Source organism: Phenylobacterium sp. LH3H17 (assembly GCF_024298925.1).
Lineage (GTDB): Bacteria > Pseudomonadota > Alphaproteobacteria > Caulobacterales > Caulobacteraceae > Phenylobacterium.
The window spans coordinates 1,073,626-1,092,449 of record NZ_CP101283.1; the positions used below are offsets into that span (position 1 = coordinate 1,073,626).

18 protein-coding genes are annotated in these 18,824 nt (G+C 68.4%); 6 read left to right on the forward strand and 12 right to left on the reverse strand.

Annotation, left to right across the window (positions count from 1 at the left end):
- Window positions 1–61: 61 nt before the first annotated feature.
- The 5 genes from M9M90_RS05200 to M9M90_RS05220 form a co-directional block, all read right to left on the reverse strand.
- Window positions 62–1,891 carry a DUF885 family protein gene (locus M9M90_RS05200; protein ID WP_254836106.1) on the reverse strand — a complete coding sequence of 610 codons (1,830 nt, stop codon included), beginning with the start codon at window positions 1,889–1,891 and terminating at the stop codon, window positions 62–64.
- Window positions 1,892–1,992: 101 nt separating this feature from the next.
- The gene (locus M9M90_RS05205) at window positions 1,993–3,126 is read right to left on the reverse strand and encodes an ABC transporter permease (RefSeq protein WP_254836107.1); all 1,134 of its coding nucleotides are present in this window, start codon (window positions 3,124–3,126) and stop codon (window positions 1,993–1,995) included.
- Complete coding sequence (locus M9M90_RS05210) at window positions 3,123–4,040, reverse strand: ABC transporter ATP-binding protein (protein WP_254836108.1); 918 nt, start codon at window positions 4,038–4,040, stop codon at window positions 3,123–3,125. Before M9M90_RS05210 ends, M9M90_RS05205 begins: the two co-directional genes overlap by 4 nt.
- The gene (locus tag M9M90_RS05215) at window positions 4,037–5,011 is read right to left on the reverse strand and encodes an HlyD family secretion protein (RefSeq protein ID WP_254836109.1); all 975 of its coding nucleotides are present in this window, start codon (window positions 5,009–5,011) and stop codon (window positions 4,037–4,039) included. The genes M9M90_RS05210 and M9M90_RS05215 overlap by 4 nt, the downstream gene beginning before the upstream one ends.
- The gene (locus M9M90_RS05220) at window positions 5,008–5,652 is read right to left on the reverse strand and encodes a TetR/AcrR family transcriptional regulator (RefSeq protein ID WP_254836110.1); all 645 of its coding nucleotides are present in this window, start codon (window positions 5,650–5,652) and stop codon (window positions 5,008–5,010) included. Before M9M90_RS05220 ends, M9M90_RS05215 begins: the two co-directional genes overlap by 4 nt.
- 222 nt (window positions 5,653–5,874) lie before the next feature.
- On the opposite strand from M9M90_RS05220, the gene M9M90_RS05225 reads away from it, so the two are divergent.
- The 3 genes from M9M90_RS05225 (at window position 5,875) to M9M90_RS05235 (ending at window position 8,128) form a co-directional block, all read left to right on the forward strand.
- On the forward strand, window positions 5,875–6,444 hold the full coding sequence (locus M9M90_RS05225; RefSeq protein WP_254836111.1) for an OmpA family protein: 570 nt from the start codon (window positions 5,875–5,877) through the stop codon (window positions 6,442–6,444).
- Between the two features lie 339 nt (window positions 6,445–6,783).
- Window positions 6,784–7,083: a 50S ribosomal protein L28 gene (rpmB, locus tag M9M90_RS05230; protein WP_254836112.1), complete on the forward strand. Its 300-nt coding sequence runs from the start codon at window positions 6,784–6,786 to the stop codon at window positions 7,081–7,083.
- A 124-nt stretch (window positions 7,084–7,207) separates the two neighbouring features.
- Complete coding sequence (locus M9M90_RS05235; RefSeq protein WP_254836113.1) at window positions 7,208–8,128, forward strand: MBL fold metallo-hydrolase; 921 nt, start codon at window positions 7,208–7,210, stop codon at window positions 8,126–8,128.
- Window positions 8,129–8,137: 9 nt separating this feature from the next.
- Here M9M90_RS05235 and M9M90_RS05240 read toward each other — a convergent pair whose 3' ends face one another.
- Together M9M90_RS05240 and cobT are read right to left on the reverse strand one after the other, a co-directional pair.
- Window positions 8,138–9,091, reverse strand: a complete 954-nt coding sequence (locus tag M9M90_RS05240) for an esterase-like activity of phytase family protein (protein WP_254836114.1) — start codon at window positions 9,089–9,091, stop codon at window positions 8,138–8,140.
- Window positions 9,088–11,037 carry a cobaltochelatase subunit CobT gene (cobT, locus tag M9M90_RS05245; RefSeq protein WP_254836115.1) on the reverse strand — a complete coding sequence of 650 codons (1,950 nt, stop codon included), beginning with the start codon at window positions 11,035–11,037 and terminating at the stop codon, window positions 9,088–9,090. The genes M9M90_RS05240 and cobT overlap by 4 nt, the downstream gene beginning before the upstream one ends.
- Before the next feature lie 143 nt (window positions 11,038–11,180).
- Here cobT and M9M90_RS05250 point away from each other — a divergent pair, with 143 nt between their 5' ends.
- Window positions 11,181–12,440 carry a hypothetical protein gene (locus M9M90_RS05250; RefSeq protein ID WP_254836116.1) on the forward strand — a complete coding sequence of 420 codons (1,260 nt, stop codon included), beginning with the start codon at window positions 11,181–11,183 and terminating at the stop codon, window positions 12,438–12,440.
- Window positions 12,441–12,504: 64 nt separating this feature from the next.
- Entirely contained in the window at window positions 12,505–12,684 is a 180-nt protein-coding gene (locus M9M90_RS05255) for a DUF1328 family protein (protein WP_254836117.1), read from the forward strand.
- A gap of 22 nt (window positions 12,685–12,706) precedes the next feature.
- Here the strand turns inward: M9M90_RS05255 and M9M90_RS05260 are convergent, their stop codons facing one another.
- Window positions 12,707–13,873, reverse strand: coding sequence for a DUF3089 domain-containing protein (locus M9M90_RS05260; RefSeq protein WP_254836118.1), 1,167 nt, complete (start codon window positions 13,871–13,873; stop codon window positions 12,707–12,709).
- 75 nt (window positions 13,874–13,948) lie between these two features.
- Window positions 13,949–14,953 (reverse strand): cobaltochelatase subunit CobS, encoded by a 1,005-nt coding sequence (cobS, locus tag M9M90_RS05265; RefSeq protein ID WP_254836119.1) that lies wholly within the window; start codon window positions 14,951–14,953, stop codon window positions 13,949–13,951.
- A gap of 218 nt (window positions 14,954–15,171) precedes the next feature.
- On the opposite strand from cobS, the gene M9M90_RS05270 reads away from it, so the two are divergent.
- The gene (locus M9M90_RS05270; protein WP_254836120.1) at window positions 15,172–16,029 is read left to right on the forward strand and encodes a TauD/TfdA family dioxygenase; all 858 of its coding nucleotides are present in this window, start codon (window positions 15,172–15,174) and stop codon (window positions 16,027–16,029) included.
- 22 nt (window positions 16,030–16,051) lie between these two features.
- Here M9M90_RS05270 and M9M90_RS05275 read toward each other — a convergent pair whose 3' ends face one another.
- The 3 genes from M9M90_RS05275 to M9M90_RS05285 all read right to left on the reverse strand — a co-directional run bounded on the left by M9M90_RS05275 (window position 16,052) and on the right by M9M90_RS05285 (window position 18,750).
- Complete coding sequence (locus tag M9M90_RS05275) at window positions 16,052–17,602, reverse strand: AbgT family transporter (RefSeq protein WP_254836121.1); 1,551 nt, start codon at window positions 17,600–17,602, stop codon at window positions 16,052–16,054.
- A gap of 84 nt (window positions 17,603–17,686) precedes the next feature.
- The gene (locus M9M90_RS05280; protein WP_254836122.1) at window positions 17,687–18,355 is read right to left on the reverse strand and encodes a CDP-alcohol phosphatidyltransferase family protein; all 669 of its coding nucleotides are present in this window, start codon (window positions 18,353–18,355) and stop codon (window positions 17,687–17,689) included.
- On the reverse strand, window positions 18,352–18,750 hold the full coding sequence (locus M9M90_RS05285; protein ID WP_254836123.1) for a hypothetical protein: 399 nt from the start codon (window positions 18,748–18,750) through the stop codon (window positions 18,352–18,354). Before M9M90_RS05285 ends, M9M90_RS05280 begins: the two co-directional genes overlap by 4 nt.
- Window positions 18,751–18,824 lie beyond the last annotated feature (74 nt).

Sequence of the window (18,824 nt, forward strand, 5' to 3'; positions counted from 1 at the left end):
TGACAGCTCCCCCAGGAGGGGAGCATCTGAAGTTCAGACGCTCCCCCAGGGTGGATACGCCTCAGCCCTTCTTGGTCGCGGCCACGTAGTTGTCGATCACCCGGTCCAGCACGGTGAGCGGCGTGCCCCCGGCCAGCAGGCCCGCGTCGTGGAACTTGCGGATGTCGAACTTGTGGCCGAGCGCCTTCTTGGCCCGTTCACGGGCCTTCAGCCAGGTCATCTTGCCGACCATGTAGCTGGAGGCCTGGCCCGGCCAGACGGCGTAGCGCTCGATCTCGGTGATGGCGGCGGCCTCATGATCGCCGATGCTGTCCAGGTAGAACTTCAGCGCCTGCTCGCGGCTCCAGCGCTTGGAGTGCATGCCTGAGTCGACCACCAGGCGCACGGCGCGGAAGATGGCGTCGTGCAGCATGCCGATGTGACCCAGCACGTCGTTGTCGTACATGCCCATCTCGACGGCCAGCTGCTCGGCATAGAGCGCCCAGCCCTCGCTGTAGCCCGAGAAACCGATCACCTTGCGGATCAGCGGCAGGTCGCCGGCCTCGTTGTTGAGGGCGAGCTGCAGATGGTGGCCGGGGCTTCCCTCATGATAGGTCAGGGTTGGCAGGGTCCAGGCCGGGACCTCGGCGGTGTCACGCAGGTTGATCCAGTAGATGCCCGGCCGCGAACCATCCAGGGACGGCGAATTGTAGTAGCCACCCGGCGCGCCCGCCTCGATCGCCGCCGGCACGCGGCGGATTTCCAGCGGCGCCTTGGGAAGCTGGCCGAACCAGGCGGGCAGCTTCTTGCTGACGATCGCCATCTGCTCGTTGAGCTTTTCCAGCAGTTCGGCCTTGCCGGCGTCGGTGTTGGGATAGAGCTGCTTCGGATCGGTCCCCATGATGCGGTAGCGCTCGCCGACGGTTCCCTTGGAATAGCCGGCCTTCTTCATCAGCACATCGGCCTCGGCGCTCAGGCTCTTCACCAGCTCCAGGCCGGTCCTGTGCACCTCATCGGGGGTGATGTTGGAGGTGGTGTATTGCTTGAGCGAGACGGCGTAATAGGCCTCGCCCTCCGGCAGACGCCAGCAGCCGGCATCGTGGACGGCCTTGGCGCGAAGCTCTGCCAGCAGCGCGGCCTGGCGGGCCAGGGCGGGGCGGACCTTCTCGGCGTAGAGGCCCTCGGCCTGGGCGGCCCAGTCGCCCTCGATCTTCTTCTCGGCCGTGCGGCGGACCAGGCTCTTGACCACCGGGGCGTCGGCCGGGGCGTTGGCCAGGAAGGCGTTCAGCTGGGTGAGCGCCTTGTCGAGCGCGAAGTCCGGGGCGAACACACCCAGGCCGGCGTCGTGGCGCGCGACCTCGGCCTCCTGGTCGAGCAGCCGGCCGAAGGCCTCCATCCGCGACATGTATGCGTCGGCGTCGGACTTGGTCGAGATGACGTGCTGGTTGTCGAGGAAGTCCGGCATCTGCTGGTAGGAGCCGGTGAGCTGGGACAGCACATAGGGCGCGCCGGCGCCCTGGCCGCCATAGGCGAACTGTCGGTTGCCTTCCTCCGTAGTCGCGAAGGTGAACTCGACGGTGTCGTAATTGACCGCGTCCATGCCGGTGAGCTGGCCGCGGTCGATGGCGCGAAGCTCCTTGAGCTGGCGGGTGTTGTTGGCCTTGTTCTCGGCGAGCGCCGTCAGGGAGAAGTCCGACAGCTCCGACTTGGTCCAGGCCAGGACGCCCTTGTCGATGCCCAGAAAGGTCGGAACCTCCGGCTGGCGGCGGAAGGTCTCGGCCATGGCCCGGTCGAAGAAGGCATACATCTTGGCGGCCTCGCCCGTGGGGGCGGCGGCGAGGGCGAGCTTCGGCGCGGCGGCGGCCAGGCCGAGGGCGGCGGCGCCCGAAAGAAGTTCACGACGGCTGTGCATAGGAGAGGGGTTCCCAAAGGAGTTTGGGGCGCAAGCTATGGTGGAGGCTGCCCGCGGGGCAACGCGGCGGCGGGTTAATTCGCCGTAATGCGCGTCCCACCCTAGTCCAGGGTCCGCCGATAGCGCGCCATGGCGAGCGCCGTGACCACGCACACGAAGGCGACCAGGGCCAGCAGTTCACGCCACATGTCCTCGATACCCTGGCCCTTCAGCAAGGCCCCGCGCACCACGCGCAGGAAGTGGGTGACCGGCAGCACCTCGCCGATCGCCTGGGCCCAGCCGGGCATGCCGCGGAAGGGGAACATGAAGCCCGAGAGCAGGATCGAGGGCAGGATGTAGAACACGCTCATCTGCATGGCCTGGAGCTGCGAGCGCGCCAGGGTCGACATCAGGAAGCCCAGGGCCAGGGAGCCGACGATGAACAGGCTGATCCCCATGGTCAGTCCGACCCAGCCGCCCAGCATGGGAACATCGAACAGGAAACGCGCGAGCAGCAGGATGATCACGGTCTGGACGATGCCCACCACCACATAGGGGGCGAGCTTGCCGACCATCACCTCGATGGGCTCCACGGGCGTGGCCAGCAGGCTCTCCATCGTACCCCGCTCGGCCTCGCGGGTGACCGACAGCGCGGTCATCATCACCAGGGTCATGGAGAGGATGACCCCCAGCAGGCCCGGAACGATGTTGTAGGAGGTGATGGCCTCGGGATTGTAGCGGCGGTGGACGACGACTTCGAAGGGGGCCGGGCTCCCGGCGCGGTTCCTGAGCGCGCCTTTCAGGTCGTTGACCAGGGCCTGGTTGGGGAGGGCGGCCAGGGCCGCCACGGCGGCGCCGGTGGCCGAGGGGTCGGCTGCGTCGACCTCGATCAGGATCTGGGCCTTGTCGGCCCGCGCCACGCGCCGGGTGAAGTCGCCGGGAATGGTGATGGCGAACTGCACGTCGCCGCGCCGGACCATCTCGTCCAGCTCGGCGGGCGAGCGAGCCTGGGCGACCAGGTCGAAATAGGCGCTGTTGTGCAGGGCCGAGGTGAGCGAGCGGGCGAAGACGCTGTCTTCCTGCACCAGCAGGGCGGTGGGCAGATGGCGTGGTTCGGAATTGATCGCGTAGCCGAACAGCAGGAGCTGGATCACCGGCAGCCCCAGCATCATGGCGTAGGTGACCCGGTCGCGGGTGAGCTGCTTGAACTCCTTGATCATCACCGCGAAGACGCGGGTCGGGGAGAAGCCGTTCATCGGAAATTGTCCTCCGACTGGTCCATCAGCCGGATGAAGACGTCTTCCAGGCTGGGCTCGACTTCGGTCCAGCGGAACGGCTCGCGGCGATAGGGGGCGATGGCGGCCTCCAGGGCCGCGCGCTCGGTCCCCGAAACGTGCAGGGATTGGCCGAAGGGCGCGGCCATCTCGACCCCGTCGCGCCCGGCGATCTCGGCGGCGAGCCGGTCGATGCCGGGTCCCTCGCCGTTGAAGGTGACGAGCTGGGTGTCGGCGATCACCTGGTCGGCCGTGCCCCGCGCGATCAGCTTGCCGTAGGCGATGTAGGCGATCTCATGGCAGCGCTCGGCCTCGTCCATGTAGTGGGTGGAGACCAGCACGGTGAGGCCCTCGGCCGAGAGCGCGTGGATCTCGTCCCAGAAGGTGCGCCGCGCCTTTGGGTCGACCCCGGCGGTAGGCTCGTCCAGCAGCAGGAGCTTCGGCTCGTGCAGGGTGGCGGTGGCGAGCGCCAGCCGCTGCTTCCAGCCGCCGGAGAGCGAGCCCGCCAGCTGACCGCGCCGCTCGATCAGGCCCAGGCGCTCCAGGGCTTGGTCGACCCGCTCCTTGCGGTGGTCGAGGCCGTGGACGCGGGCGGAGAACTGCAGGTTCTCTTCCAGGCTCAGATCCTCGTAGAGCGAGAATTTCTGGGTCATGTAGCCGGCCCGTCGTTTGATCAGGCTGGCCTGGGTGATGATGTCGAGGCCGAGCGCCGTGCCCTCGCCGCTGTCGGGGGTCAGGAGGCCGCACAGCATGCGCAGGGTGGTGGTCTTGCCCGAGCCGTTGGGGCCGAGGAAGCCGCAGATCCGGCCTTCCTCCACCTGCAGGGACACGTCCTGCACCACATGCTTGTCGCCGAAGCTCTTGTTCAGGCCCCGGACGTCGATGGCGAGGGTCATTTGCCGGCGCCGATCGGTTCGACGTCCACCGGCTGGCCGGGATTGAGCCGCGCCGAGGGCCTAGCCTCCACCAGGTAGACGAGCCGGTCGCGGGCGTCGCGGCTGTAGATGATCGGCGGGGTGAACTCAGGCCGCGGGCTGATGAAGGTGATCTTCGCCGTCATTCCGGCCTTGCAGCCGTCGCAGGTGAAAGCCACCACGCCGCCGGGGCGATAGGCGGCGATCTCGCGCTCGGGGACGAAGAACCGCAGCTTGATCCGGTCGTCAGGCAGCAGGGCGACGATGGGCTGGTTGGCGGGCGCCCACTCGCCCTGCTGGAAGAACACCTCCTCGACCCGGGCCGCGCCCGGGGCCAGGGGGGCGATATCGATCAGGCGCGCGTCGGCGGCGCCCAGGACCGCGCCGGCCTGTTCGACCTTGGAGTCGGCGGCGCGGATCTGATCTTCGCGGGCGCCCAGGGCTGCGGCCTGCCGCTGGCGGCGCGCGGCGGCGAGCTGGGCGGCCGCCGCGTCGTAGGCCGACTGCGAGTCGTCCAGCCGGGCGGGGGCGTAGACGCCTTGCCGTACCAGGGGTCGGATACGGCGCAGGTCGGCGGCGGCGTCGCGCAGCCGGGCGTCGGCCGCTGCGACATTGGCGTCGAACACGGCCAGCTCGGCGGCGCGTTGGCCCTTGCGGGCGTCCTGAGCCTGGGCCTGGGCGGCCTCGACCTCGGCCTGGGCCTGGTCGCGCTGGGCCTTGAGCTGGGCCGGGTCGACCAGGAACAGGCGTTGGCCGGCGGCGACCCGGTCGCCGCGCTGGACGAAGACCTGGTCGACGCTGCCGGCCACCGGGGCGGCCAGATAGAGTGGCTCGCCCTCGACATAGCCGGTCAGGGTCTTGGACTGGGCGAGCCGGGGCGCGAGCCAGATGACGGCGACGATGATCGCGGCGGCGAGGAGCAGGCCTCCGACCAGCAGGCGTTGCGGGTTCATGGCTGGGGCTCCGGCTGGACGAGCATGCCGCGCAGCCACAGCTCGGCGTGCTGCCTGGCGAGCGCCGGGATGTCGAAGGGCTCGGCGCCGACCGGCTCGAAGGTCTCGCGCCAGATGACGCCCACCAGCATGGGCGAGATCAGGGAAAGGGCGTACTGTCGGGGATCGCCGGGGCGCAGTTCGCCCCGCGCCTGGGCCGCGGTGATCGCCAGGGTCATGGCGCCGAGCGCCGGGCGGATCAGGGTGTCGTGCCATGCCCGGGCCAGTTCCGGGAAGTTGCGCGACTCGCCGATCACCATCTTGACGATGCCGCCGATGGGGGTGGTGGCGAGCATCTGGCCCAGCACGCCGACCGCGCCCCGGACGAGGTCGGGAAATGAGTCCTGATGTGCTGCGATATTGTCCTGGATCAGACCCAGGTTAGGCGCCACGCCCATTTCGACCACCGCTCGGAATATGTCTTCCTTGGTGGCGAAGTAGAGATAGATCGCCCCCTTCGAGACCCCCGCGCGGGCGGCGATATCGTCCAGGCGAGCCGCGGCGAAGCCTTTTTCCGAGAAGATTTCGAAGGCCGCCGCGACGATCTCGTCGGGCCGTTCCGCCTTGCGCCGCTTGAACTTGGGTCCGCCCGCGGGGAGCATGTCGCAATCCGTAATAACTGACCAGTCAGTTATCAATATGCCGAAGCCCACTCCTTCGCAAGGGGTCCGTCGAGGTTCGATCGCCGCCGAATACAGTCAAGCTGGGCCAAGTCCCCGCCGCAACCATGTCACCAAACGGCCGTTTTAAGGCGTCAGCACGCCCGGACGCCGGAGAGATCCGAAGGCCGGATTGGCGTGCTGAGACCCCTTAGGGAGAATAAGATGAAGACCAGGAAGACGAACGTGGTGGTGATGGGCGCGTTGCTGTTGGGCGCGCTGAGCCTCGGCGGCTGCGCCACCAAGAAGTACGTCAATGAGCAGGTCGGCGTTGTCGACACCAAGGTCGCGGCTCATGAAACCCGGATCGGCGAGCTGGACCGGACCTCCCGTGAGGCGCTCGAGCGCGCTGTCGCCGCCGGCAAGCTGGCCGAAGGCAAGTTCATGTACACCGTGGTCCTGTCAGACGACGCGGTGAAGTTTCCCCTCGACAAGGCCAGCCTGTCGCCCGAAGCCGAGGCGCGGATCGCCGCCCTGGCCGAGCGCCTGAAGGCCGAGAACCGCAACGTCTATGTCGAGGTCCAGGGCCACACCGATTCCACCGGTGACAAGGCCTATAACGAGCAGCTGGGCGCCGACCGCGCCGAGGCCGTGCGACGCGCCTTGAACAGGCAGGGCGTCGCGCTCAACCGCATGTCCTCCATCTCATACGGCGAGGAAGTTCCGGTGGCGCCCAACAACGACCGCGCCGGCCGCTCGGCCAATCGCCGCGTGGTTCTGGTGGTGCTGAGCTAGCGAGGTCGGGAGGCCCGGCGTGGGGCCTCCCCGATTCCGCGGCTTGAAGATTCGCGGTTAACGCGAATCGAGGAACCCGCGGAACACGGCCGAAACGAACCATGACCGAATCAGCGACTCCGCCCGATTCAGTCTTTGTTCCCTACAAGGTATTGTATCCCAAAGGCGCAGAGGCACAAATGCGTACGGCCCCCGCCTGCGGTTTTTTGGCCTTCCGGGCCCAGGATGACCGGATACGTGGCCGCTCCGCCTTGACGCCGGACGCAGCCTTCGCCTATATCGCCGGCTCTCGCGCGGGTCCGCCCGCCGCATCCTTATTTCTCGCGTAGGTCAGAAGCCATGTCGCGTCGTTGCGAACTCACCGGTATCGGCCCCATGGTCGGCCACAATGTGAGCCACTCGAATATCAAGACCAAGCGCCGGTTCTTGCCTGCTCTTGCGCCAGCCTCGCTGCAGTCGGATGCGCTCGGCCAGACCTTCCGTCTGCGCATCACCAACGCGGCCCTGCGCACCCTGGACTTCCGGGGCGGCCTGGACGTTTTCCTGATCAAGGCTCGTGACGAGAACCTCTCGCCGCGCGCGCTGAAGATCAAGAAGCAGGTGAAGGCCAAGCTCGCCGCGCAGACCGCGGCCGCCTGAGCCCGACCACATCGGATTTCGAAAGGGCCGTCCCTCGGGGCGGCCCTTTTGCTTTGACGAACGCCCTGGCGCGTGGAGAGCTTGGCCCCATGTCTGCGCCGAGCAGACCTGGAGAGGCGTCGCAATGATCCCAAACAAGACCGTCGTAGCCCTGGCCGCGCTCATCGCCCTGGCCGGATGTTCGCAGATGAGCGAATCCGCCGTCCCGGCGCCCCCGCCGAGGACCGCCCTGTCCGCCGACGTTTTCAGCTTCAAGATCGGCGCCCTGGAAGCGACAGCCCTGAAGGATGGCGATCTTCTGGTTCCCAACGACGGCAAGACCTTTGGAATCGGGCGGCCCGCCAGCGATGTCGCCGCCGTGTTGAAGGCCGCCGGCGCGCCAAGCGATGTCCTAAGCCTCAGCATCCAGCCGCTTCTTGTGCGGGGCGAGGGCAAGGTCCTACTGTTCGACGCCGGGGCGGCCGGCGTCTCGTGGGCGCCGCAGGCCGGCAAGCTCGCCGCGCCGCTCCGCGCCGCCGGCGTCGATCCGGCGCAGGTCACCGACATCTTCATCTCTCACAGTCACGGCGACCACATCGGCGGACTAGTGCGGGGAAATGGCCTGTTGAGCTTCCCCAACGCCGTGATTCACATCTCGGCTCCCGAGTGGCAGGCGATGCAGGCTGAGGCCAGCCTCGCGCCGACCGTCGCCGCCATGGCCCCGAAGGTTTTAGCCTTCCAGCCCGGGGCCGTCATCCTGCCGGGTCTGGTGACAGCTGTCGCCGTGAACGGCCACACGCCGGGGCATAGCGCCTACGAGATCGCCTCGGGCGCGGAACGGCTGCTCTATATCGGCGACGCGGCCCACCATTTCGTCGTCTCAGTGCGGAAGCCCGACTGGACCATCGACTATGACGGCGACGCCCCCACCGCCCAGGCCAGCCGCCGCGACCTGCTCAAGCGCGCCGCCGGTGGGAATCTCCGGCTCTACGCGCCGCACTTCCCGTTCCCCGGCGTCGGACGTGTCCGCGCCGAGGCCGACGGCTTCGTCTGGGTTCCGGAATAGCCGGGCGCCTTATGGCTTCCAGTCGAACGCCAGCAGCAGGGTTCGCTGGGAGCTCTGAAAATTGTCGTCGGAGAGCAGGTAGAACCGGATGGTCCCGTCCTTGGCCGGCACCGCCGCCACGGCCTCGAAATTGTCGATGGTGAGCGGCCGTGCCAGGTCCATGCGGGCGACCTCGGTCTTGTCGTCGCGCACAACCAGGCTGACCCGGTTGCCGCGCACCGGGTCCCAGGCGCGGAGCACCCAGGCGGTGCGGCCCTGCGGCAGGCGCGCGACCGCCACCAGGCCGAACTCCGGCGGCTTGGCGATGACCGGACCCGGCGCGCACGTGGTCGAGATCCGGCAGGTCCAGGTCTGACCACTTTCCTCGGCGCCGGCGACATAGGCGTCGGCGCCCGCAGCGGCGTCGGGGCCGAGGGCCTCCAGCCCGGCGTTGTCGGGGAAGGTCGCCTGCGGCATGGGGGCCGGCCGCGGCGGGCCGCCGGCGGCCGGATAGAGCCAGATGCGATGGCGTTGCTCGAAGCTGACCAGCAGGTCGCCGTTCCGCAGCAAGGCCAGACCCTCGGAATCGCCCTCCTGCTTGCCCTGCAGCGGCTTGCCGTCGGGATTTGTCAGAGCCGACACCCGCCCGTCGGTCAGGCCGACCAGCCGCCCGGTCTTGTCCAGCACCAGCCGAGCCTTGATCAGGTCGCCCTCGTCGCTGACCGTGGTCACCGCACCGCCGGCGCCGATCGCCAGGTCGGACAGGCCGTGGAAGCGCGCGGTGTCAGGCGAGGACAGCACCAGGCCACCGGCGTAGCGGAAGGCGCCGACGCGGTCCTGGCTCGGATCCTGCGGGTTCAGGGCGACCGCCTTGGCGACGATGGTGATCCCTGGGCCGGCCGGGACAGGGGAGGCAGGCAGGGTCACGGGCTGGGCGCAGGCCGTCAGGGCCAGCGCCGCGGCCAGAACCAGTCCTGATCTCACGCGACGGCTCTCCGCACTTCCTTGAATGTCGAGCGCCGGGCCGCGGGGCCCTGCGGCCCCTGGGTGTTTGGCGGCGGCTGCAGCAGGTTGGCGTTCTTTCGGGTCAGCCGGCGCACCTCCTCGTCGAACAGTTCGGCCAGCTGGTCGACGATGGCGCCGGCCAGCTGCTCCACGTCGACGATGGTCACGGCGCGGCGATAGTAGCGGGTCACATCGTGGCCGATGCCGATGGCGATGAGCTGAACCGGGCTCTTGGACTCGATCTCGCCGATCACCTCGCGCAGGTGGCGTTCCAGATAGTGGCCGGAGTTCACCGACAGGGTGGAGTCGTCCACCGGCGCGCCGTCGGAAATCACCATCAGGATGCGGCGCTGCTCGGAGCGGCCCATCAGCCGCTGGTGCGCCCACATAAGCGCCTCGCCGTCGATGTTCTCCTTGAGCAACCCCTCGCGCATCATCAGGCCGAGATTGCGCCGCGCCCGGCGCCAGGGAGCGTCAGCGGCCTTGTAGATGATGTGGCGCAGGTCGTTCAGCCGGCCCGGCTGGGCGGGCTTGCCGGCTTTCAGCCAGTCCTCGCGGCTGGTCCCGCCTTTCCAGGCCCGGGTGGTGAAGCCGAGGATCTCGGTCTTCACGCCGCAGCGCTCCAGGGTGCGCGCCAGGATGTCGGCGCAGACCGCCGCCACCATGATCGGCCGACCGCGCATGGACCCGGAATTGTCGATCAGAATAGTGACCACCGTGTCGCGGAACTCGGTGTCTTCCTCTTCCTTGAAGGCCAGTGAGGCGGTGGGATCGGTGATCACCCGCGTCAGGCGCGCCACGTCCAGGATCCCTTCCTCCAGGTCGAAGGTCCAGGAGCGGTTCTGCTGGGCCATCAGCTTGCGCTGCAGCTTGTTGGCCAGGCGCGAGACCACGGTGGATAGACTGGCCAGTTGCTGGTCGAGATAGGCCCGCAGCCGGGTCAGCTCCTCGGCGTCGCACAGCTCCTCGGCGGCCACCACCTCGTCATGGGCGGTGGTGAAGATCTTGTAGGTGGCCTGCTTGCCCTCGCCCTTCAGGTCGGGACGGGCCGGCTGCTCGCCGTCGCCCATCTCGGGCGGCTCGTCGCTGTCCTCAGCGTCGGAATCGTCGTCGGCCTGCATGGCCTGGCTGTCGGCGTCCTCGCTCTCGCGATGGGTCGCTTCGCTGTCGTCCATGGAGGCCTGTTGCGGCGACTGGCCCTCGCCGTCGCCCTCGTCGCCGTCGTCGCTGGCTTCGCTCTCGCCCTCGTCGCCTTCCTCGTCCTCGTCGGCCTGGTCGGGCGCGTCGGAGAGGTCGTCGCCCATGGAGAGGTCGCGCAGGATGGTCCGGGCGATGCGGGCATAGGCCTTCTGGTCGTGGAAGGCGTCCGCCAGCTTGTCGAGATCGGGGCCGGCCTTACTCTCCACCTCGGCGCGGAACAGGTCGACCAGGGCCTTGGCCATGGCGGGCGGCGGCTCGCCGGTCATCCGCTCGCGGGCCAGGAGGCCGATCACGTCGGCCATCGGCGGATTGGCCAGGGCCTCCAGCTGGTTCAGCGGCTTCTTGGCCCAGGCATGCTCATGCACCGCGCGCAGGTTCTCCTTCACCCCGCCAAGGGCGTTCGCGCCGACGGCCTCGATGCGGGCCTGCTCCAGCGCGTCATAGACCGGCGCGCCCAGGGCCGAGGCCGGCCGCGCCTTGTTGTGGGCGGTGACATCGTGGTGGGCGATGCGCAGGGCCATCTGGTCGGCCAGGCCGCGAATGCGCGAGGCGTCGGCCGGGGTGAGGTCGCGCGGGGGATGCGGCAAGACGGCGCGCTTGCCGGTGAGTTGCGGCCCCTCGCCGGAGAAGACAATCTCCAGGTCGGGCATCTCTGCGAGCGAGCGCGCGGCGTTGGCCAGCGCGCGCTTGAAGGGCTCGATTGGGCTTTCCGGATTCTTCGCCATGGTCCCAACGTCATAGCGCGCGGGCGATGGGGGAGGGAAGGGGGCCGTGGCGTCAGTGTCGCACCCCGATGGAAGGTCACTCTCCGTTTACGCATTCACGCAAGGGTTGCGGAGCGTTCGTACACAGTGAATGGGAGAGAAGCTTGACCGCGGTGGCCTGTCTGAGAGTGGCCGTCGAAGCCGACCGCACCGGCATCCCCGCGGCCACGCTGGGCCCACTGGTGGCCAAGTTCGCTTCCGCCTACCTCGAGAGCCGCTGGCTGTGGCCACGCAAGTTCGCGCCGCTCACCCACTATTCCTTCCTGCTGAACGATCCCGGTTCCGACGAGATGAACGTCGCCGAGCTCGCCCGGCTGTCGGACGAATTACAGATCAAGCTGTTCGGCGAGGCCGAGGATGGCGAGATCGGCCTGCTGCTGTTCGAAGGACCGCCCGAGGCGGTGACCGCCTTCGCCGCCCTGGACGCCGCCACCGTCGCGCGCGCGATGACCGATCCCAGCCTGCTGCCGCCTGGCGGCCGGCTCAGCCGGATCGAAACCCCCGAACAGGCCGCCGCGCGCGCCGCCAGGGAGGCCCGGCCGGAGCCGAAGGTCTCCCGGCCGAGCGGTCCGGGCTGGGTCGAGCAGCACGTGATGATCGGCCAGGACACGATGGCCGACGCCGCGGCCCTGCTGAAGCAGGCCCTGCCTCAGCTCGTGGGCCTGCAGGGAATCTACTTCGCGCCGCGGGGCCTATTCGTCGGGGACGTGGTGAGCTCGACACCGGGAACCGCCCGCACCCACCTGACCCTGGTGGAGGGCGCCGACCACATGCCCCGGGAGCCGCAGGCCTTCGACCGCGACTGCGTCGAGGCGGCCAAGCGCTATCTGGAACCGCCCGGCGTCACCGGCATGCTGTACCTGCCGATCTGCTATTCCAACATCATCCGCTCCAATTCGCGGGCGGATTACGAGACCATGCTGCAGTCGCTGCCTTCGGCACTGCGGCCCCAGCTCGCCGCGGCGGTCTATGACGTGCCGCGCGACCCCGCCTTCACCGCGCTTCGCCAGCTTCGCGCCACCTTGGAGCGCTATTTCACCAAGATCGACCTGCGCACCCCGGATCCCGGCTTCGAGGTCGAGAAGCTGCCGCACGAGGCGGTGACCAGCGTCACCCTGGTCCTGCCCGAGGGCGACACCCGGACGAGGCTGGTCGCCCTGCGCCGATTCGCCGAACGGCTGTCGCTGTTCAAGCAGAAGCGGATCTGGCCGGCCGTCACCAACGTCCGCAACAGGACCGAGCTGGACGCCTGCATCGCCTTCTCCATCCCGTTCGTCACCGGTCCCGCCGTCTGCCGCCTGCAGACCGAACCGGTTGGCGGACGGATGCAGGACGTCCGCGCGCTGCCGGTCCTAGCCGCCTGACGGCCAGACGGAACGGCGAACGGCGATCCGCGTTGCGATACCACGCTGTTCAAGGAGGCACGCCGTGCTCAAGTGGGCTCTCATCTTCGCCGTCGTCGCGCTGATCGCCGGCGCTCTCGGGTTTGGCGGAATCGCCGGCGCGGCCGCCGGCGTCGCCAAGTTCCTGTTCTTCATCTTCCTGATCGGCTTCGTGATCTTCCTGGTCCTGGGCTTCATGGCCGGAAAGAAGATCACGGGCGGCTGACGCCGCCCGCGAACTCCTCAGGCTATTGCTTGGCGCGCCAGGCCTTGCCCTGGGTCTCCACCAGAGCAATCAGGTTGCCCATGGCGACATTGACGTCGACCAGGTGCAGGCCCCAGTCCGGGGTCACCGCGCCCGGCTTGATGGCGTCGATCCGCGGGTCGGCGGGATCGGCGTTCACACCGACGGCCAGGTAGTTAAAGCCGTCCTTGTTGATGCAGGTCGCGCTCAATAGGCCGGGAACAGAGGCGAACGGCGTGTCCACCGTCACGCCCTTGGCCCAGCCCGCCTTGTCGTGGCCGTTGCCGCCGGTCGCCATGTAGGCGTGCAACTCGCCCTTGCCGCCCGACAGATTGGCGGGGTTCACGCAGGCCGCCTCCATCGCGGAATTGGGTTCGCGCGGCTTGCCGAAGCGACTGATCGCTGGGGGCGGGGCGGATTCAAGGAAACTCGCATAGGCCACCGCGCAGCCGGTCTGGGTGGCAGACTTGCAAAGCGGCATCGACTTAAACGTCCCGGTGTCCTGCCCCTTGGTCACCGGCAGGTTGGTCCCCAGCAGCAGGGCGGAGACGATCTTGGCCTGGACCGGCTTGCCGTCGATCTCGCTGGCGATGAGCTGGGTCAGCACGCCCGAGCCCTGGCTGTGGCCGATCAGGACCACGCCGCGGCCCTTGTTCTCCGTCGCGAGATACTGGTTCCAGGCGTCGACGACGTCCTGGTAGCCAGTCTGCGGCCGCGGGGCGTTGGACGCCGATCCGTCGGGCATGGGCTGGCCGGTGATCATCGCGCGCAGGGCCGTCAGGGTGAACTGCCGGTACATGGGCGCATAGACCCGGCATTTGGAAGCGAACCGCGAGAGCTGCTGCTCGACCACGCGCTGCTCCTCGGCGTTCGGGGTCATGTCCGACAGCACCGACTTGTCCATCGACACGGTGGGATAGACGTAGAAGCAATCGATCGGCGCCTTGGGGTCGGCCTTCCAGGCCTCCTTGGTCGCCTTGCCGTCGGCCGTGATCACGGTTGAGGTATTGTCGCCAGAACAGGCGTCGGCACGTCCCGGCCAGCAAAGCCAGTTCTCGGTTTTCGAGTAGTCGTTATGCTCGGCGGCCGGTACCTGGGCGGAGGCCGGCGAGGCCAAGGCGGCGAGTGTGAGTATGCCTGCGGCCACGGCCGTCAGCGAAATCCTGGACATGTATCCCCATTGAAAATCTATTGTTCGCAATGGGGCGAACATCGCGCCGTGGGACGGCGCGGTCCAGTCGCATTATCAGGCCACCCGCACCCGCGCCGTGCTTTCCGGCAGGTCCTGGCCAAACGCCCGCTGGTAGAACTCGGCCACGGTGCCGCGCTCCAACTCGTCGCACTTGTTCAGGAAGGTCATCCGGAAGGATAGCGCCAGGTCGCCGCCGAAGATCTCGGCGTTCTGGGCCCAGGTGATCACCGTCCGCGGGCTCATGACCGTGGAGATGTCCCCGTTCATGAAGGCGTTGCGGGTCATGTCGGCGACGCGGACCATGGCGGCGATCGTGCGCTTGCCCTCGGGCGTGTCGTAGTGCGGCGACTTCGACAGCACGATCTCGGCTTCGACGTCGTGGGCCAGGTAGTTCAGCGTGGTGACGATCGACCAACGGTCCATCTGACCTTGGTTGATCTGCTGGGTGCCGTGATAGAGGCCCGTGGTGTCGCCCAGACCGATGGTGTTGGTCGTCGAGAACAGGCGGAAGAACGGGTTGGGCCGGATCACGCGGTTCTGGTCCAGCAGGGTCAGCTTGCCCTGGGCCTCCAGAATGCGCTGGATCACGAACATCACGTCCGGGCGGCCGGCGTCGTATTCGTCGAACACCAGGGCCACCGGCCGCTGGATGGTCCAGGGCAGGATGCCTTCGCGGAACTCGGTGACCTGCTTGCCGTCCTTGAGGACGATGGCGTCCTTTCCGACCAGATCGATGCGGGACACATGGCTGTCCAGGTTCACCCGGATCAGCGGCCAGTTGAGGCGCGCGGCAACCTGCTCGATGTGGGTCGACTTGCCCGTGCCGTGATAGCCCTGGACCATCACCCTGCGGTCGAAGGCGAACCCGGCGCAGATGGCCTTGGTCGTCTCCGGATCGAACTTATAGGCGGTGTCCAGATCGGGCACGTGCGCGTCACGCGTCGAGAACGCGGGCACGGTCATGTCGCTGTCCACGCCGAAGGTCTCGCGAACGGAGACCTTCCTGTCCGGGACCAACGCGATCAGCTTGTCGTCTTGGGTATCGGCGAAAGAAGTCATGGCGGGCTTCGATTACAGGGTTACGCGGTCAATGCAAACGGCAGTTTGCGGGCTTTGGGCGACTTCGCGCCCGGGTGTGGCTCAGGCGCTTTCCGCATCCTGCCGCGGCTTCCGTTGGGTCAGTCGCCCCGGGGATTTGGCCGCGCCGGATCGAAGATCGCGGTTTAAGGTAGCGCCCAAGCCTCGAGAATACGAAGCTGGGAACCGGAGGAAACGTCATGGTCCAGGTCGCCGAGATCATCGTCACGCCGCAGGAGTCAGGCTTCGGCGCCCGGATCGAGGGCGTGGACCTGTCGCGGCCACTGCCGCCGGCCGTCCTCGCCGAGGTGAAGGCCGCCTGGGCCAGGCATTCGGTGGTGGCCTTTCCCGGCCAGCCCCTGTCGCTGGAGGCGCTGGAGGCCTTCACCCAGACGATCGGCCCGTTCGGGGTCGATCCGTTCATCGCCCCCATGCCCGGCCACCCGAACGTGCTGGAGCTGCGTCGCGAGCCTGACGAGACGGCGACCAATTTCGGCGCGGGCTGGCACTCCGACTGGAGCTTCCAGAAGACGCCGCCGGCCGCCACCCTGCTGCGCTCCCAGGTGATCCCCCCGGTGGGCGGCGACACCCTGTTCGCCGATTGCTCGCGGGCTTACGAGGCCCTGTCACCTGTGATGAAGAAGATGCTGGAGGGCGTTCGGGCGATCCATTCGGCCAGCCGCGCCTACGGGACCCAGGGAGTCTTCGCCAAGGAGAGCGCCAAGCGGACCATGGAGATCATCGTCTCTCCCGAGGCCGACAAGACGCTCACCCATCCCCTGGTGCGCACGCATCCGGTCACTGGCCGCAAGGCGCTGTTCGTCAGTCCGGTCTACACCGTGGGGATCGAGGGCATGGCGGTGGCCGAGAGCCAGGCGATTCTCGGCTTCCTGTTCGCCCACATCGTCCAGGAGCAGTTCGTCTACCGCCACAGGTGGGAGAAGGACATGCTGCTCATGTGGGACAACCGCTGCACCGTCCACTTCGCCGAGGGCGGCTATGATGGGCACCTGCGGGTGATGCACCGAACCACGGTCGCGGGCGAGCCGCCCGTCTAGACAACCTACGACGGAGCGCGATCTAGGACTTGGGCAGCACGTAGCCGACCTGGGCGCCCGGCCCCACCGGCAGGTCCAGCGCCACCCAGGCCGCCGTCAGGGCCGCGCCTCCCACATAGAATGCGATGGCGAAGGGCAGCATGACGGCCAGCAGCGCGCCCAGTCCGAACTCCGGGACCCAGCGCCGGCAATAGAGCAGGGTCAGGACGAAGTAGGGGTTGAGCGGCGAGATCAGGTTGGTGACCGTGTCGCCCACGCGATAGGCCGCCGTGGTCATTTCGGGCGAGACGCCCAGCAACATCATCATCGGCACGGCGACCGGCGCCATGGCCGTCCACTTGGCCGAGCCCGAGGCGATGAGGAAGTCAAGCCAGGCCGACATGGTCGCCAGCAGCGGCAGCAGCAGGGCAGGCGGCGCCTGCAGGGCGCGAAGCTGCTCGGCTCCGGCGATCGCGGTGATGGGGCCGAGGTTCGACCAGCCGAACATCGCCACGAAGTGCGCGGCGAAAAAGATCAGCACGAGGTAGGGCAGCATTGCCGCCAGGCCCTCGGCCATCATGGCGACCACGTCGCGGTGTGAGCGGATGGAGCCAACGGTCGCGCCGTAGGCCCAGCCCGTCGACAGGAACAGCAGGAAAATGATGCCGATCAGGCTCTGGAAGATCGGCACGATGCGCTGGGTTCCGACGGCGGTATCGTCGTGCAGGGGGCTGTAGCCGGGCCAGAAGATGAGGGCCGCGAACAGGGCCGCGACGCCCAGCGCCGCCAGGCCGGCCGCGCGAAGTCCGCGACGTTCGAGCGGCGAGACGGCGGTCGCCGCCTCGGCGCCCATCGGCGCCGTCGCGTGCCAAGGGCCCAAGCGCGGCGCGACGATGCGCTCGGCGATGTACCAGCCCAAAGAGGTGAACACGACCGCAATGCCGATCTCGAACCACCAGTTGCCTAGGGGATTCATCGACCAGTCCGGCGCGATCAGGCGTGCGGCGGGCTCGGTGATGCCGAAGATCAGCATGTCGTACTGGCCGGGGAACAGGTTGCCCGACAGGCCGACCGCCGCGCCCGCGAAGCCGATGATGACCCCGAGGACCGGGTGACGTCCCGCGGCGGCGAACACCACGCCGGCGAGGGGCACATAGACGAGATAGCCGGCGTCGAAGGCGTGGGTTGTCAGCATGCCGATGACGAAGACTGCGGGAGTCAGGATCTGCTGCGGAACGCCGCCCAGGCTGGCTCGTAGCAGGGTCGCGAACAGTCCGCTGCGGTCGGCGACACCCGCGCCCAGCACCACGGTCAGCGCGATGCCGAGCGGCGTAAAGCTCGCATAGGTACGGGCCATCTCGGTGAACAGCTTTCGGACGTTCTCCTCCGACAGCAGGCTCTTGGCCGCCAGGGTCTCGCCGGTGACCGGATTGACCGCCGCCCAGCCCAGGCTTGAGCCGGCGACAGACACGGCGACCAGAACGCCGATCAGGCCCAGGAAGATGAAAACGGGGTCGGGCAGGGCGTCGCCGATCTTCTCGACGACGTTAAGGAATCGTCCGCGGGCAGGCGTGTCGATCTGAAGCTCGGCCATGATCCAGCCGAACACAGGCCAGGCGGCGTGTCTATTCGTCCGGATAACGAAGTTATTCAGTCCGCCGCGCCGCCACTCCGCCGTTCAGCCCTTGGCCGCGAGCCGCCCCGCCAGGGTCCGGGTGCGCCGGGCCACCGTCCAGATCGCGCCCAGCACGATGGCGAACAGCCCGACCATCAGGGCCTCGCCACGCCAGCCCCACAGGGGCTCGAACGCGGCCACGACGCAGGCGCCGGTGAGCGCGGCCATCCGGTGCGGCTTGGCCATCGGGCCCGAGAAGTCGGCGGGCAAGCCCAGGCCGCGTCCCAACTCGCGGACATAGGCGGTCAGCACCGCCAGCACCGCCGCGGCCCAGCCAAGGGCGGCCGCGAACACCATGCCGGAGGCCGCGGCGCAGTAGCCGGCCCCCACCAGGAACAGGGCGTCGGCGATGCGGTCCGGCAGCTCGTTCCAGATCGGGCCGGACGTGCCGCCCTTGCCGTGCTCGACGGCCACCATGCCGTCCAGCAGGTTGCAGACCAACCGTAGCTGGATGCAGAGCCCGGCTCCGATCAGGTGCGCCCCGCGCGACAGACCCTCGGCGAAGCCGGCGGCGATGAACAGCACCAGGCCCAGCACCGCGAAGACCACGCTGCCGGCCGAGATGGCGTCGGGGCTGATCCCGGCGCGGGCCATGGCCGCCGCCAGGCCCCGGGCCCAGGCCGCGCCGCGGGTCTTCAGGGGGCGGCGGTTCTCAGGCGTGGCGTCGGTCATGGGACGGCCTTGGCTTGGCCGCGCGCGAGGGTGGCGGCGTAGAGGACGGCGTAAAGGGTGGAGACTGACCAGGGCACGGCGATGGTCCGCACGATCTCCGGCGTGCCGATCAGCTTGTGGACCGCCACCAGCAGGACCAGCACCGTCCCGGCGGTGATCGCGGGCGGCAGGACGTAGGCGAGGACGCCGGGAAACTTGCCGCGCATGGCCTCCAGCACCCGTTTCAGCACCAGGGTGATCAGGCCGGAGAGCACGCCCTGCGAGAAGGCGGGAAACCAGGCCGCGGCCAGGCCATGGCCGCTGTTTGCATAGAGCGCCCACCCGCCCATGGCCAGGAAGGCGAAGCCCACATGGGTCGCGCTCGATCCGGCGAATGTCCGAAAGCCCGGGCCCAAGTTCGGCTCCCCTGCCGCTGGGACGCGAGCCTCGCCGTCATGCGAGCCACGGTCAAGGCGTGCTTGACCGTAGG

Bases quoted from the DNA above. Each gene is read 5' to 3' on its own strand.
- M9M90_RS05200 (WP_254836106.1), bottom strand. From the start codon at position 1,891: ATGCACAGCCGTCGTGAACTTCTTTCGGGCGCCGCCGCCCTCGGCCTG.
- M9M90_RS05205 (WP_254836107.1), bottom strand. From the start codon at position 3,126: ATGAACGGCTTCTCCCCGACCCGCGTCTTCGCGGTGATGATCAAGGAG.
- M9M90_RS05210 (WP_254836108.1), bottom strand. From the start codon at position 4,040: ATGACCCTCGCCATCGACGTCCGGGGCCTGAACAAGAGCTTCGGCGAC.
- M9M90_RS05215 (WP_254836109.1), bottom strand. From the start codon at position 5,011: ATGAACCCGCAACGCCTGCTGGTCGGAGGCCTGCTCCTCGCCGCCGCG.
- M9M90_RS05220 (WP_254836110.1), bottom strand. From the start codon at position 5,652: ATGCTCCCCGCGGGCGGACCCAAGTTCAAGCGGCGCAAGGCGGAACGG.
- M9M90_RS05225 (WP_254836111.1), top strand. From the start codon at position 5,875: ATGAAGACCAGGAAGACGAACGTGGTGGTGATGGGCGCGTTGCTGTTG.
- rpmB (WP_254836112.1), top strand. From the start codon at position 6,784: ATGTCGCGTCGTTGCGAACTCACCGGTATCGGCCCCATGGTCGGCCAC.
- M9M90_RS05235 (WP_254836113.1), top strand. From the start codon at position 7,208: ATGATCCCAAACAAGACCGTCGTAGCCCTGGCCGCGCTCATCGCCCTG.
- cobT (WP_254836115.1), bottom strand. From the start codon at position 11,037: ATGGCGAAGAATCCGGAAAGCCCAATCGAGCCCTTCAAGCGCGCGCTG.
- M9M90_RS05260 (WP_254836118.1), bottom strand. From the start codon at position 13,873: ATGTCCAGGATTTCGCTGACGGCCGTGGCCGCAGGCATACTCACACTC.
- cobS (WP_254836119.1), bottom strand. From the start codon at position 14,953: ATGACTTCTTTCGCCGATACCCAAGACGACAAGCTGATCGCGTTGGTC.
- M9M90_RS05270 (WP_254836120.1), top strand. From the start codon at position 15,172: ATGGTCCAGGTCGCCGAGATCATCGTCACGCCGCAGGAGTCAGGCTTC.
- M9M90_RS05275 (WP_254836121.1), bottom strand. From the start codon at position 17,602: ATGGCCGAGCTTCAGATCGACACGCCTGCCCGCGGACGATTCCTTAAC.
- M9M90_RS05280 (WP_254836122.1), bottom strand. From the start codon at position 18,355: ATGACCGACGCCACGCCTGAGAACCGCCGCCCCCTGAAGACCCGCGGC.